Raw genomic sequence first — 14,757 nt, forward strand, 5'->3', positions numbered from 1 at the left:
CCCGACCCAGTTTAAAGATCACAAAACGCCTTGAATACATCAATCGATCACCACATGACGGGCTTGGATGCCAAGGCTTTCTACCCGATCACTGATGCGATTCAGGGAGTCGAGGTCCGCCAAAGGGCCGATATGGACCCGATATAATAACGAGTCGCCTTGGGATGTCTGGCGAATTGACACTTGTTCAATTCGGGCATTCTGCAGGCGATTTTGCATGCGTTCGGCGTTTTCCCGCTCTGAGAACGCACCGACCTGCAGGTATAGGTTCGTTTGGGGATCAGGGTTGGGTGGCCTCGGCGTTGCCGCTTCTTGCACGTTGATTGCTTCCACCTCCACCCGTGCTGTTCCGGCGGTGAGCATATCGAGCTTGGCAGCGGCGACGTAGGACAGGTCGATCAGTCGATTGTCTTTGAACGGTCCGCGATCATTGACCTTGACGATGACCGAGCGGCCATTTTCCACGTTACGCACGCGCACATAAGTCGGCAGCGGCAAAGTCTTATGAGCGGCGGTCATGGCATACATGTCATACGGTTCCCCGCTGGATGTCCGGCGGCCATGAAACTTGGTGCCGTACCACGATGCCACGCCCCGTTCCCGATAACCGAGACTGGATTGCTGAACATAATAGGTTCGGCCGAAGACCTCGTACTGGTCGGGGTTGCCATAGCGAGAGCGCGCTTCCGGGCGCGGCGTGGCGTCGGCGATCTGGCTGACGTCGGGTACGTCGCGCGCGTTGGGCGCACCGTCAGACGTGGGTGAACCCGGGGTGGGGAGGGTGCTGCAACCGCTCAGCATCACGCCGGCGATCACCACGGAGAGCAGCGTGAGGTGCAAACGTGATTCAAGCCTCAGCAAAATAGGCCTCCCGAATGCGTTGGCTCAATTGATAAACCGCCATGGCGTAATGGACGCTGTGGTTGTAACGGGTAATGACATAAAAATTCGGAAATCCGACCCAGTACTCCAGCTCGCTCGGTTGTTCCAGCGCGATGAGGTTGGCCGGAGCGCTATCTGGAAGCTGGGATTCGAAGCTTACGCCCTGCTGGCGGAGTTTCGCCAGTGTATAGGGTAAATCTCGATTCCGATTACCCAACGCCCGCCCGTTGCCATTTACGAGCGCGGGGGTGGCAATGGGGCTGCCTAGGGTCCAGCCATGACGATGGAAGTAGTTGGCTACACTGCCGATGATATCGGCGGGACTGGATAAGAGGTCGCGTCGACCGTCCTGATCAAAATCCACCGCATAGGCCCGATAGCTGCTGGGAATGAATTGCGGCCAGCCGATCGCGCCGGCGTAAGAGCCTCGAATACCGGTTGCATCCAGTTGTTCTTCACGGGAGAGCAAGAGGAACTGTTCCAGCTCCCGGAGGAAAAAATCACCGCGCGGCGGGTAGCCAAAGCCCAGGGTCGCCAGCGCTTCCACCACACGGTGGCGGCCGGTGAATTGGCCATACCGGGTCTCCACTCCGATGATGGCCACGATGATCTCGGGCGGGACGCCGAATTGGGCTTGTGCCGCCTCCAATAGTGATGCGTGGGAGCGCCAGAACTGGACCCCGTCGGCAATCCGGCTCTCGGTGACGAAGATCGGCCGATACGCGTGCCAAGGCTTGGCTTCCCAGGGGCGTTGGATCGCGTCCAGGATTTCCGGCTGCATACTGGCCTGTTGGAACAGCGTCCTGAGCGCATCGCCGTCGAATCCGTGGGTTTCACTCATGCGCGCCATGAATGCACGCACATCGGCTCGATCGGCGAGCGGTGTGCCAGCAGCCGGCTCGTTGCTGTTTGCTGTGGCCACGGGTAGCAGCCATACGGCGAAGACGATAAGACAAAAACGCAGATTCATTGGGCCAGTAATTTCCGATGGGTTTGAATGGACATCAGGATACCGAAACTCGCCATTAGCGTGACCATGGACGTGCCACCGTAACTCACCAAAGGCAACGGCACGCCCACCACCGGCAGGATACCGGTCACCATGCCGGTGTTGACGAAAACGTAAACAAAAAAGGTCAGGCTCAGTCCGGCGGCGAGCAACCTCTCGAAGGTGCTCTGCGCCGATGCAGCGATTTGCATGCCGCGCAGAATGATTACCAGGTAGATGATCAGTAGCATGATCAGTCCCAGAAAGCCGAACTCTTCGCCATAAACGGCAAAAATAAAATCGGTGGAGCGTTCCGGGAGGAATTGCAGATGGGCCTGACTGCCATTGAGCCAGCCCTTGCCGAATAACCCGCCGGAACCCAATGCGATTTTGGATTGGATGATGTGATAGCCGGACCCCAGGGGGTCTTTCTCGGGATCCAGCAGCGTGAGTACACGCTGACGCTGGTAGTCGTGCATCGTCAACCACAGCAAAGGCAGGGCGGCCGTTGCCGCGCCACCGAGTAGGGCGATGGTCAGCCAGCTCAAGCCGGCGATAAAAAGCACCGACAGGCCTGCAGTCGCAACCAGCAGGGCTGTTCCAAGATCCGGTTGTTGGGCAATGAGTGCGGCGGGGATGCCGAGAATGGCCAGAACGGCGAGCACATGGCGGTAGCGCGGAGGCATGCCGTGGTCATGAATAAATCGCGCAACCGCGATGGGTACCGCCAGTTTCATGATTTCCGAGGGCTGAAAGCGGATGAAGCCCAAATCCAGCCAGCGCTGGGCACCTTTGCCGGTGACACCGAGCAGGAGAACCAGGACCAATAAGCTCGTACCGATCAGAAAAACCGGCGCACTCCAGCGGTAAAGGGTTTGGCCTGGGATTTGTGCCATCACGAACATCACGGCGAACGCGATCCCCAGCCGGACGCCCTGTTTGCTCATCAAGGTGGTGGACTCGCCGCTGGCACTGAACAGGATCGCCAGCCCCAGGCCGGTCAGTGCCAGCAGGGCAACGAATAAGGGGGGATCAACATGTAAACGCGGTGCCAAGCCTGAAATGCCCCGGTTGCGGGGGGCTCGGTCACGGTACTCCGGTTCGAAAATCATGGGCTATCCAACTCCCGGAGTAAGTATGAATCTAACAGCGCGCGCGCCACGGGGGCGGCGGTTCGACCGCCGCTGCCGCCGTGTTCGGCTACGATCGCCAGTGCAATTTTGGGGTCATCCAATGGTGCGAAGGCGATGAACAATGCATGGTCTCGCAGGTGCGCCGCGACTTCCGATTCCTCATACTCCTCGTCTTCGCCCAAGCCGAATACCTGCGCGGTGCCGGTTTTTCCGGCATAGCGATACGGCGCGTCGCCGCCGCTGGAAAAGGCGGTGCCACTTTGGCGTTGCACCACATCATTCATGGCGTTAATGACATAGTCCCAGTGGTTTGCCGAGTTCACTTCCACACTCGGGCCCGCTACCGGCGTCAGCGATTCTCGTGTGCCGGCCACGGGATCTTGAATTTCCCGAACCAGTCGGGGCAAGGCGCTTTTACCTCGTGTCGAAAGGATCGCGGTGGCCTGAGCGAGCTGCAGCGGTGTCGACAGCATAAACCCTTGACCGATCGAGTTAATCAGCGTTTCACCAAGGTACCAGCTTTCCCCTCGGGATTGCTGCTTCCATTCGCGCGATGGAACGAGGCCGCGCCGCTCACCGGTCAGATCGATACCGGTTTTGTCCCCCATCCCGAAACGGGTGAGATAATCATGGATGCGATCAATGCCCAATTCGAGCGACAGCTGATAGAAATAGACATCACAGGATTCGGCGATGGCCTTGCGCAGATTGGTTTGGCCATGTCCCCAGCGTTTCCAGTCGCGATACTGCCGCTCAGTGTTGGGTAGCTGAAAGTGCCCGGGGCAATAGACGCCTTTCCCTCCCAGGGGGTGTCCGATGTCCAGGTCAGCTAAACCAAGAAAAGGTTTCACCGTCGATCCCGGGGGATACTGCCCCTGGATGGCTCGGTTGAACAACGGCCGGCCCGGGTCCGATTGCAGTTGGCGATAGGTCGACACGCTGATTCCGCCGACGAAAAGGTTGGCGTCGTAGCTCGGTACGCTGGCCATCGCAAGCACCTCTCCCGTGCTAGGCTCGATGGCCACCACGGCCCCCCGCCGTCCTTTGAGAGCGGCCTCCGCCGCCCGCTGAAGCTGAATGTCGATGCTGAGGTGAAGGTTTTTTCCAGGAACCTGCGGTTCGATGGTGAGACTCCGCAGGGGGCGGCCTTGTGCATCCACCTCGGCCTGCTCGTACCCCGGGGAGCCGTGCAGCGCCCGCTCATAGAACTGTTCGACACCGGTTTTGCCGATATGGGTCGTACCGCGATAGGCGGCACGGTCCATTTCTTTTAGATCGTCTTCATCAATGGCGCCGACGTAGCCGATAACGTGGGCCGTACTCTGGCCATAGACGTAATGCCGGGTCAGGTCGGCGCGCATTTCCACACCGGGAAAGTGGATTCGGTCAACGGCGAATCGCGCCAATTCCTCTTCGCTCATTCGGTAGCGCAGCGGCACCGAGTCAAACACCCGATGGCGCTTGAGTTGCTGCTGGAAACGGGTGATCTCATCGTCTGAAAGGTTGACCACCTGTTTCAGCCGGGCCAGGGTGTCGTCCAGGTCGTCGACCTCTTCCGGGATGACATCGAGACGATAGGAGGGCAAGTTCTCCGCCAGAAGCACACCGTTTCGGTCGAAGATCAAACCGCGGGTGGGCGCGATCGGCTGGATGCGTACCCGGTTGTCCTGGGACAGTGTCGCGTAGTGCTCGTGGCTATAGATTTGCAGATAGGCTAAGCGGGCGATGAGCAGGGTAAACAGCAATACCATCGCGCCCACGGCGATGATGCCCCGGCTTGCGACGATTCGCCGCTCGGCGGCGGTATCCTGCATTTTGACGGGACGGGCCATGGTCGGGCAGGGTCCTCTATTCCCTCAGGCGAGTTCGTAATGGCGGCGGATGCCGCGCAGCAGAGCAAAGACCCAGGGCCACAGCAAGCCGCTGGCGATAACCGCTTGCCAACCCAGTACGGGTTCGACTCGACTGCTCATCCCGCTTATCCAGAACAAGGGGAATTTGTAAACCAATAACAGCAGCATAACGACCAGGCTCTGCTGCCAGACGGGAAACGATCGCAGCTGGAGATAAAATCGTTGGATCAAATAAGCGACCAGTACCAGGGCCAAAGCATGTTGACCTAGCGTTGCCCCTTGCAAAACGTCCAGCAGCAGACCCAAACACCAAGCGGTGCCGATACTGACCCGCCACGGCATGGCCATACACCAGTAGATCATAGTCAAGGCCACCCACTCCGGGCGGGCGATGTCGACCCATTGGGGCAGCGGCACAATCGTCAGGCCGATCGCGACGACAAAGGTGGCGATCAGGACGATCCATTGAAAGGGCAGGGGTGCGCTCACGGTGACGGTTTGACCTCGCCAGCGGGAGCGGGTTCCGACTCTGTGCGTTTGACCGCCATTTGGTTGGTCCAAACCAACAGGACTTCCCGGCTGCGATCCAGGCGGGCCGAAACCAAGGCGCTAATGTCGGCGAAGCGTTCACTGGGATTGCGTTCAACTTGATAGACGATGCCCACCGGATATCCGCGCGGGAAGCGGCCGCCCAGACCGGAAGCGACCAGCAGATCGCCCACCTCGATGTCGGCGTTGTTGGGCAGATAGGGCAATGCCAAGCGATCGCGCTCGCCTGTCCCGACGGCCAGAGTTCTAAGGCCGTTTCTATTTACTTCGATGGGAATGGAATGGCTTGTGTCGGTGATCAGCAGCGCCGTCGACGTATAAAGACCGATTTCTGTGATCTGCCCCGTGATGCCCTGGGCATCAATCAAGGGCTGGCCGACGAAAACGCCGTTGATACGACCACGGTTAATGGTGATGCGCTGTCGGTAGGGGTCGAGATCCAAGGCAAGGATTTCGGCGACGCTCAAGCGTTCGCCCATACGGGAAGTGGATTCCAGCAGTTCACGCAGCCGAGCGTTTTCCGCCTCCAGGGCTGCCAATTTGAGCATTTGTGCTTCCATGAGCAGCTGGCGGGTTCGCAATTCCAGGTTTTCTTCCCGCAACTGGCGTCGGCTTTTGATTCGATCCTGAGTCCACCGGCCGACCCGAATGGGCAGGTCGACCGCCACTTGCACAGGATAAATTACCGCGCTCAAAGCGATTCGGATCTGTTCGCCTTGATCTAACCGGCTATCGAGCCACATCAACCCGATCGACAGGGCTGCAAACAGCACCAGTCTGAGATGAAGCGCCCCCGTTTTTTGAAACAGCGGTTTGATAGTGGTTCGCCTTCACACTCGGATTAAATCGGTGAATCGGCTCATCCGCCGAGCCACTATTGGCGTGCGGCTTCTTATCGCCGGGCCGTCTACTCCAAGGCGAAAATATCCACACCGTGTTCGTCGATCAATTCCAGAACGCGGCCGCCGCCCCGCGCAACGCAGGTTAGCGGATCATCGGCCAACACGACCGGAATGCCCGTTTCTTCGACCAGCAAGCGGTCCAGGTCTCGCAATAGGCTGCCACCGCCGGTCAGGACCAGGCCGCGCTCGGCCACATCGGCGGCCAGTTCCGGCGGGGTTTGCTCCAAGGCCGTCTTGACGGCACGTACGATGACGCTGAGCGGTTCCTGCAGCGACTCGAGAATCTCATTGCTGTTGAGCGAGAAACTGCGGGGCACGCCTTCGGACAAGTGCCGGCCTTTTACTTCGATCTCGCGCACTTCCTTGCCGGGAAACGCGGAGCCGATCTCCCGCTTGATAATCTCTGCGGTGGATTCGCCGATGAGCGTTCCATAGTTGCGACGAACATAGTTGATGATCGCCTCGTCGAATTTGTCGCCACCCACCCGAACGGAAGCCGCGTAGACGATCCCGTTGAGGGACATGACGGCGACTTCCGATGTGCCGCCACCCACATCCAGGACCATGGAGCCCCGCGCTTCGTGGACGGGCATGCCCGCGCCGATGGCAGCGGCCACGGGTTCTTCGATCAGGTAGACGCGGCGGGCGCCGGCACCGGTGGCTGACTCCTTGATTGCCCGGCGCTCCACCTGGGTGGAACCATAGGGCACGCATACCAACACCCGTGGGCTGGGTCGAAAGTAAGGCGAGTCATGGACCTTGCGGATAAAATGCTGCAGCATTTTTTCGGTCGCGGTGAAATCCGCGATCACACCCTCTTTGAGGGGGCGAATGGCGGTGATATGCCCCGGTGTTCTACCCACCATGGCTTTGGCTGCGGCACCGACGGCTTCGATGGTTTTGCCGCGGGTGGAATCTTCGCGGATCGCGACGACCGACGGCTCGTTTAAAACAATCCCTTTTCCACGAGCATAGATCAGTGTGTTCGCGGTGCCCAGGTCGATCGAAAGATCATTGGAAAAAAAGCCGCGCAAGCCGCTGAACTTGAACATTCGGTGTGTATTTCCCGTCGTTGGACTAATTCGAGGCTGCAACTCTAACAACGGCGCCTGATTTCGGCAAGTGAGTAAAAAATATGGTAGTTTTGGCGGTTTAAATCCACGTCCAGTGAGGCGGTTTTCATGTCTCTAAGTGCCGATGAAGTCAAAGCTATCGCCCACCTCGCCCGGCTGTCGATCTCTGATGCCGAAGTCGACGGATATGCGCGGGAGCTATCTCATTGTCTCGATTTGCTGCAACAGATCAACGAGGCGAACACCGACGGCGTGGTGGAAATGTCGCACTCGTTGGATATGGTTCAGCGTTTACGGTCCGATGACGTGACCGAGTCGGATCAGCGGGACGTTTTTCTGGACCAGGCGCCGGCGGCGGAAGCCGGTCTTTTCTTGGTTCCCCGCGTTATCGAGTGAGGCGGCAGCCTCTCCCTTCTGTCAAGCCAAGGAATCGCTGGCATGTACGATCTTTCTGTGAGCGAAATGTCCGAAGCTCTGCAGCGCAGAGCCTGTTCCAGTGAGGAAGTAACCGAAATCCTGCTGGACCGAATCGCGGCATTGGATTCTCAGCTCAATAGTCTTATCACCGTGGATCGGGAACAGGCACTGGCCCAGGCACGGGAAGCCGATCAGCGGATACAACGCGGGGATGGCGGGCCCCTGACCGGTGTTCCTCTCATTCACAAGGATATTTTCCTGACGCAGGGGGTTAAAACCACTTGCGGATCGAAGATGCTGAGCAATTTCGTGCCGCCGTTCGACGCCACTGTCGTCACGCGCTGTCGCGAGGCCGGACTGGTGTCCCTCGGCAAGGCCAACATGGACGAATTCGCGATGGGTTCTTCCAACGAGACCAGCTATTTCGGTCCCGTGAGGAACCCCTGGGATACCATGCGAGTGCCGGGAGGCTCATCCGGCGGTTCAGCGGCGGCGGTGGCAGCGCGTTTGGCGCCGTTGGCCACGGGAACCGATACGGGCGGATCGATCCGCCAGCCGGCGGCCTTGTGCGGCATCACCGGCATCAAGCCCACCTACGGCCGGGTTTCCCGCTGGGGCATGATCGCTTTCGCCTCGAGCCTGGATCAGGCCGGTGTGTTTGCCCGGGACGCGCGTGACGCGGCGCTGCTGCTGGAGGCGATTGCCGGTTTCGACGGCAAGGATTCAACCTGCGTCAATCAGGCTGTTCCGGCCTACCGCTTCATGCTGGAACAACCCCTGAAAGGCCTGCGTATCGGGCGGCCCGAACAGTTTTTCGGCGACGGGATCGATCCTGAGGTCCGGCGATGCATCGAGGAAGCTGAAGCGGTACTGGTGGAACTGGGTGCCGAGGTGCGTCCGGTGACCTTGCCCAACCTGGATCTGTCGGTTCCCACCTATTATGTGATTGCTCCGGCCGAGTGTTCCTCCAACTTGTCTCGTTTCGATGGCGTGCGTTACGGCTATCGTTGCGAGGACCCCAGGGACCTGGAGGATATGTATAAAAGGACTCGCTCGGAGGCGTTCGGTGCCGAGGTCAAACGCCGGATCATGATCGGAACCTACGCCTTATCGGCGGGCTATTACGATGCGTATTACCTCAAGGCGCAGAAATGCCGCCGCCTGATCACCGAAGACTTTATCAAGGCGTTCGAAGAAGTCGATGTCATCATGGGGCCGACTTCGCCCGAAACCGCCTTTAAACTCGGCGAGAAGACGGATGACCCGGTCAAAATGTATCTCTCCGACATCAACACCATCGCGGTCAATCTGGCGGGCTTGCCGGGATTGTCCATGCCGGTGGGTTTTGCCGGTGGTTTGCCGGTGGGCGTGCAGCTTATCGGCAAGCATTTTGACGAGGGCAAGCTGCTCAATGTGGCGCATCAGTACCAACGGGAAACCGACTGGCATCGGCAAGTCCCACCGGGGTTCGAGTAGGGCGTCCCGCCTGCGATCTGAAGAGGTTTCACGGAATGGAATGGGAAGTTGTCATCGGCCTGGAAGTCCATGCCCAGCTGGCTACCAAGAGCAAGTTGTTTTCCGGTGCCGCAACGCAGTACGGCGCATTACCCAACACCCAGGCCTGTGCCATTGACCTGGGTTACCCCGGCGTTTTGCCGGTATTGAACCAGGAGGTCGTGCGCATGGCGGTGCGATTCGGCCTTGCGATTGACGCCGAGGTGGCGCCGCGATCGGTATTCGCTCGCAAAAATTATTTCTACCCCGACCTGCCCAAGGGTTATCAGATCAGCCAGTACGAGCTACCGGTAGTCCAGGGCGGAAAGTTGGTCATCGACCTGGACGATGGTGTGCAAAAGACCATCGGCATCACCCGGGCGCACTTGGAAGAAGACGCCGGCAAGTCCCTGCACGAAAGTTTTCACAACATGACCGGCATCGATCTCAACCGCGCCGGCACACCGCTGTTGGAGATCGTCTCTGAGCCCGACATGCGATCGGCGAAAGAAGCCATTTCCTACATGAAGAAGCTGCATTCGCTGGTGCGCTACCTGGAGATCTGCGACGGTAACATGCAGGAGGGGTCATTCCGCTGCGACGCCAATGTGTCGATTCGGCCCAAAGGCGAGAGTCGGTTCGGGACGCGAACCGAGCTTAAGAACCTGAACTCGTTCCGCTTCGTGGAGAAGGCCATCAACTTCGAAGTTGAGCGCCAGATCGATGTGATCGAGAGCGGCGGAAAAGTGATCCAGGAAACCCGCTTGTACGACCCGGACCGGCACGAGACACGGTCGATGCGGGGCAAGGAAGAAGCCAACGACTATCGTTATTTCCCCGATCCGGACTTGTTGCCGGTGGTCATCGAACCGGGTTTCGTCGAGCAGGTTCGTGGTGAGCTGCCGGAACTTCCGGATGCCAAGCGCAGTCGCTTTGTCGAGCAATACGAGTTGTCCGACTATGACGCCGGTGTGCTCACTGCCACCCGCGAGATGGCCCAGTATTACGAGGCCGTGGTGGAGAAAAGCAGCAGCGAGCCCAAGCTGGCGGCCAACTGGGTGATGGGCGAGCTGGCGGCGGCTTTGAACAAGGCGACCGTGGAGATCGCCGATAGCCCGGTCAGCGCGGAGGATTTCGCCGGTTTGTTGAATCGAATCAGCGACAACACCATCTCCCAGCGGGTGGCGAAAGAAGTATTCGAAGCCATGTGGAACGGCGAAGGGAGTGCCGATGCGGTGATCGAAGCCAAGGGCTTGCGTCAGATCACCGATACCGACGCCATCGCCCGATTGGTTGATGAAGTCGTGGCTGCCAATCCGCAACAGGCAGAGCAGTACCGTGCCGGTAAAGACAAACTGTTCGGTTTCTTTGTCGGCCAGGTAATGAAGGCCTCTAAGGGCAAAGCCAATCCCCAGCAGGTGAACGACTTGTTGAAGGAGAAGTTGTCTTCGTGACAGATCGAACCGGCGATGTCGTCAGCCGTTTCCATTTCGAACATTTTCCGGTGCGCGGTGAAGTGGTGCATCTCGATGCCACGTGGCAGGAAGCCCAACGGCGTGCGGATTATCCCGCGCCGGTTCGTGATCTGGTGGGCGAGGCCATGGCGGCCGGTGCGTTGCTGGCGGCGACACTGAAGTTCAAAGGCCGTCTGAGTCTGCAAATCGAGAGCGAAGGCGCGGTTCGCTTGCTGTTGGTGCAATGTGACCACCAGCTGCACTTGCGGGCAACCGCCCGATTCCAGGAACCGTTGAGCGATCCGCTGCTGATTGGTGGTCGGGTGATGATTACCATCGAGCCGGAAGGTCAGGGTGAGCGGTACCAGGGGATCGTCGCGTTGGAAAGCGGCGGCGTTGCCGCAGCCTTGGAGCATTACTTCGAGCGTTCCGAGCAGCTCCCGACTCGCTTGCACCTCGCTGTCGACGAGCACTGTGCATCGGGCATGCTGATTCAACGGCTTCCGGGTGAATCATCGGATGCTGACGCTTGGAATCGCTGTACCCACCTCGCGGCGTCGGTTCGTCCGGAAGAATTGCGCGAATTACCGGTGGAAACCTTGCTGCATCGTTTGTTTTTCGAAGAAGACGTGCGGGTATTCGAGCCGCGTCCCACGAGTTTTCGTTGCCGCTGCTCACGGGAGCGTGTGGCGGGCATGCTTCAATCTCTCGGCGAGGAAGAAGTGCGTGATATCGTCAAAGAACAGGGGCGGGTGTCGGTGACCTGCGAGTTTTGCGGAAAAGGTTACGAGTTCGATAAGGTCGACGTGGAATTGTTGTTTTCCTCCGGTTTCGGGTCGCCCTCCAGCGATCGGCTGCATTAGCGGCGCGCGAGGTTTTTTTGGCAATGGAAGCCTGATAATGTCGATTGACTGATGATCAAGCCTTCGTCCCCGTATTTGCGCGTTCGTTCAGCCAGCGCGCTATTTTTCAACCAAGTGGCATATAAAGGTTGGTAGGCCATGGAGCAGTTTCCGCGTCGTAGTTGGTTTTTGTTGGTGGCGCTTCTGATTGGTGGCACGGTCAGTATGACGGCCCAGGCGGAAGGGTACACCGCGTTGCAGTATCAAATCCGCTTCGGCGGGGAACGGCAGATAGAACACAATTTTCTTTTGCTTTCGAAATACCGGGGCTGGGGGCTGGATGACCAATCCGCGCCGGCGGTGGCGCACATCTACAGCACCAATCCGGAGAATCCGCATCTGTTTAATCTCGGGCCTGTCGGAGCGACAGTGCGGGTGGTTCTGCCGGCCTTGGTCGCCGGCGCGGGAAGCATCGCGGTGTTGAGTGATTACGGTGATGACGATTCGGACGACGTTCAGCCTCCCACTTTGCCGACCCAGCCAAGCGGCAATGAGCAGCGTCGGGAACTATTGATTCGGGCGGCTCAAATCGGCTTGCTCGTCGGCGGCACGGTGGTGCAGAACTTTATCGATAGCCAGACTGATCCGGATCCCGTTCCCGTAACAACGTTGACCATGCCGTAAATGGCCCCGTGTACACCGAGGACCACGGCTCGTCGTCTGAGCTGAAAAGCCATCCGCGTTGCCTAAAAGCCTCACGCCATAGCCAAGTCATCCATGCGCCGAGAAAACCGCCAACGAGTACATCGCTCAAAAAGTGAGCGGTCACGGCCACGCGGCTGAAAGCCGCGGCGATAAAAAGCGGGATCAACCATCGGCTCGCCCGCGGCGCGAGATAGATCAGGGCGGTTGCCAGTGCGATAGCCGTGGTCGCGTGGCCTGATGGGAATGACGCGAAATCATAACCAAGACGGAAAAAGTGAAAGCCGTAAGTGTCGCTTTCGAACAGCACGACGCAACGTGCGCGCCCAAACAGAATCTTGAGTATATTGACGGCAATTCCCGAGCTTGCGACACAGCTGAACACGAACGCGCACTGCAGAGCGACGCGCCGGGTATCGAAGGGGAGTCTCATCCGAATATCGGGTTGACGGCACACATAGGAAAAGATCAGCCAGCCCGCCAAACTCGGAACCAGTGAGTAACTCGAGTCGCCCAGGGCATCGAGGCGGGCAAAAAACGACTTGAAGGGTGCCTCGGGCGATCGAAAGAAGCGGGCCAAGGGCTGGTCTGCCAGGAAAAAAGACGGAATTGACAGTACTGCGATGATGCAGAGCCCCGTCAACCAGGGGTGATCGCTGACCCAGTCGGTGACGAGCTGTCGATTAGGGCGATTGGCGAGCGTGGTTCGTTTCTGCGTTGTCATGACTCAATCCGCTGGCATGCACGTGGTTAGGCCGATCAAGCGCAAGGATGGCCAAGTCCATCCAGTCGCCGCCGTTGTAGTTGAAACCGCGAATCTCGTCCCACCATGTCGCGCCCAGTCCACGTTCTTTCAATAACTCCAAAAACTTTTGCGCGTCTTGGCGGGGAATCAGGGCCACTTTGGCGTTGCCGTTTCCCAGCAGCTTTGCGGCTGCTTCGGTGCTTGCGGCCAGTTGTGTCGATCGTCCCAACAGGAAGACCAGACTGGGTTCGTGATATCCCACCGCTGTCACACGGTCACTGGCCAGTTCGTGCGCTTGCAGGGATTCGGCGATTCGGGGACTGATCCAAAGCGGCGTGAGTCTCGGTAGTAGACCCAGGTAGAAACTCATCGCAAACGCAATGGCCGTGACACTGGTCCATCGGAAGAGCCGTCGTCCGTCGGAGTCCTTCAGCGCGTAAACGATAGCGAGACTACCCAAAATGACCGTCGCAACGGTGAACAAAGAAGCCACCGGAATGCCGAAACCCAAATGCCATGGAATGGCGACGCATAGGGCAATCAAGGCGGAGCCGCCGAAAGCGCCGAATGCCCCGGCAAGCACGCGCGCTCCTGGGGCGGCTGCCTGCCACGTTCCTTTCGGGCTTGCCAAGGCGGCCGCTACCAGTAGGCTGGCGGCGGGAAAGACCGGCAGAATATAGTGCGGTAGTTTGGTGGCTACCAGTTCTAACATGAGCCATGTCGGTAACAGCCAAGCGATGCAAAAGCGCACAGCCGGATCATTTCGGGAACGCCAAACCCACGGGGTCGCAACCAAGGCGAACAAGCTCGCGGGCCAGAAAGTCAGTGCAAAAGAGAGCAGATAGCTTCCCGGTGCTGCGCCATGAGATTCCTGGCCAGATGGAACTTTGGCCAACAGATCTCCCAACAGCGCATCGCGAACGAAGCGTCCTTCCGTGGCGATGGAAATGGCAATGATCCAGGGCAACACCAAGCCAGCGACAATCAGCAAGCCCCAGCCGGGGCGGAGTGATCTGAGCCAGCGTCGGTTGTCGTCGGTGATGGTCAGCCAGGCCACGGTGAGGCCGGAGATGGCACAAATGATCGGGCCCTTGATCAGAATGCCCAAGCCTTGGGCAATCCAAAAAAGAACCGCCCAAAAGATTGGCGACGGTTTGTTTTTCGGGTCCAAATAGAGACGGGCAAGACAACCCTGGGCGAGTACGATCACGGCCAGCAGGACCGCGTCAGTCTTGGCTAATCGTGCTTCCACGCCCAGCAGCACCGAACTGGCCAAGAACAGCGCGGACAATGCGGCAACGGGTCGACTGAAAAGGCGTTGCCCCAGTTGATATGTGAGCAATACAGCCGCGATGGCACCGAGCAACGAAGGTATCCGGTAGGGCCAGATGGCTTGCTCGCCGGCGAAAGGCGCCAGGATCCGGGCAGACGCGGCCTGTAGCCAATAAACGCCCGCCGGCTTGCGATTTCGTTCATCATCCTGAAAGCGAATCGTGACCCAATCGCCGCTTTGCCACATTTGTCGGCTTGCTTGAGCGAATCGCGACTCGTCCCGGTCAGTCGGTGGTAGCGATGTGAATCCCGGCAGGAAAAAGAGTAGGCAAAGTAAGACCAACCAACCCGCGACGCGGCGGGGCGGCCGGCGGTCGAGGTCGGTCGAAAGCGCCGGCACGTTCGTGGTATGCAGCAACATGGGCGTGCCGTGTTCCTGGTGCATTGGGAG

The 14,757-nt window shown here is 58.9% G+C and carries 14 protein-coding genes; 5 read left to right on the forward strand and 9 right to left on the reverse strand.

The features are described from left to right. Positions 1–39: 39 nt before the first annotated feature. The 7 genes from SVU69_07655 to SVU69_07685 form a co-directional block, all read right to left on the reverse strand. Positions 40–861, reverse strand: a complete 822-nt coding sequence (locus SVU69_07655) for a septal ring lytic transglycosylase RlpA family protein (protein ID MDY6942874.1) — start codon at positions 859–861, stop codon at positions 40–42. Continuing rightward, positions 848–1,852, reverse strand: a complete 1,005-nt coding sequence (gene mltB, locus SVU69_07660) for a lytic murein transglycosylase B (GenBank protein MDY6942875.1) — start codon at positions 1,850–1,852, stop codon at positions 848–850. The genes SVU69_07655 and mltB overlap by 14 nt, the downstream gene beginning before the upstream one ends. Continuing rightward, the gene (rodA, locus tag SVU69_07665; GenBank protein MDY6942876.1) at positions 1,849–2,982 is read right to left on the reverse strand and encodes a rod shape-determining protein RodA; all 1,134 of its coding nucleotides are present in this window, start codon (positions 2,980–2,982) and stop codon (positions 1,849–1,851) included. Before rodA ends, mltB begins: the two co-directional genes overlap by 4 nt. After that, positions 2,979–4,835: a penicillin-binding protein 2 gene (gene mrdA / locus SVU69_07670; protein MDY6942877.1), complete on the reverse strand. Its 1,857-nt coding sequence runs from the start codon at positions 4,833–4,835 to the stop codon at positions 2,979–2,981. The genes rodA and mrdA overlap by 4 nt, the downstream gene beginning before the upstream one ends. 24 nt (positions 4,836–4,859) lie before the next feature. Beyond that, positions 4,860–5,345 (reverse strand): rod shape-determining protein MreD, encoded by a 486-nt coding sequence (gene mreD, locus SVU69_07675; protein ID MDY6942878.1) that lies wholly within the window; start codon positions 5,343–5,345, stop codon positions 4,860–4,862. After that, on the reverse strand, positions 5,342–6,223 hold the full coding sequence (gene mreC, locus SVU69_07680; GenBank protein ID MDY6942879.1) for a rod shape-determining protein MreC: 882 nt from the start codon (positions 6,221–6,223) through the stop codon (positions 5,342–5,344). Before mreC ends, mreD begins: the two co-directional genes overlap by 4 nt. 89 nt (positions 6,224–6,312) lie before the next feature. Then, entirely contained in the window at positions 6,313–7,359 is a 1,047-nt protein-coding gene (locus SVU69_07685; protein ID MDY6942880.1) for a rod shape-determining protein, read from the reverse strand. Positions 7,360–7,488: 129 nt separating this feature from the next. Between SVU69_07685 and gatC the strand changes: the two genes are divergently transcribed. The 5 genes from gatC (at position 7,489) to SVU69_07710 (ending at position 12,271) form a co-directional block, all read left to right on the forward strand. Then, positions 7,489–7,776: an Asp-tRNA(Asn)/Glu-tRNA(Gln) amidotransferase subunit GatC gene (gatC, locus tag SVU69_07690; GenBank protein MDY6942881.1), complete on the forward strand. Its 288-nt coding sequence runs from the start codon at positions 7,489–7,491 to the stop codon at positions 7,774–7,776. Positions 7,777–7,818: 42 nt separating this feature from the next. Continuing rightward, positions 7,819–9,273: an Asp-tRNA(Asn)/Glu-tRNA(Gln) amidotransferase subunit GatA gene (gatA, locus tag SVU69_07695; protein MDY6942882.1), complete on the forward strand. Its 1,455-nt coding sequence runs from the start codon at positions 7,819–7,821 to the stop codon at positions 9,271–9,273. A gap of 35 nt (positions 9,274–9,308) precedes the next feature. Further along, entirely contained in the window at positions 9,309–10,745 is a 1,437-nt protein-coding gene (gene gatB, locus SVU69_07700) for an Asp-tRNA(Asn)/Glu-tRNA(Gln) amidotransferase subunit GatB (GenBank protein MDY6942883.1), read from the forward strand. Continuing rightward, positions 10,742–11,608, forward strand: coding sequence for an Hsp33 family molecular chaperone HslO (gene hslO, locus SVU69_07705; protein ID MDY6942884.1), 867 nt, complete (start codon positions 10,742–10,744; stop codon positions 11,606–11,608). The genes gatB and hslO overlap by 4 nt, the downstream gene beginning before the upstream one ends. Positions 11,609–11,746: 138 nt before the next feature. Then, on the forward strand, positions 11,747–12,271 hold the full coding sequence (locus SVU69_07710) for a hypothetical protein (GenBank protein ID MDY6942885.1): 525 nt from the start codon (positions 11,747–11,749) through the stop codon (positions 12,269–12,271). Here SVU69_07710 and SVU69_07715 read toward each other — a convergent pair. Both SVU69_07715 and SVU69_07720 read right to left on the reverse strand, forming a co-directional pair. Then, positions 12,213–13,013: a phosphatase PAP2 family protein gene (locus SVU69_07715; protein MDY6942886.1), complete on the reverse strand. Its 801-nt coding sequence runs from the start codon at positions 13,011–13,013 to the stop codon at positions 12,213–12,215. The genes SVU69_07710 and SVU69_07715 overlap by 59 nt on opposite strands. Continuing rightward, a complete protein-coding gene (locus tag SVU69_07720) occupies positions 12,973–14,751 on the reverse strand; it encodes a glycosyltransferase family 39 protein (protein MDY6942887.1) in 1,779 nt (592 codons plus the stop codon). Before SVU69_07720 ends, SVU69_07715 begins: the two co-directional genes overlap by 41 nt. Positions 14,752–14,757: the final 6 nt, after the last annotated feature.

The organism is Pseudomonadota bacterium (assembly GCA_034189865.1).
Lineage (GTDB): Bacteria > Pseudomonadota > Gammaproteobacteria > UBA5335 > UBA5335 > JAXHTV01.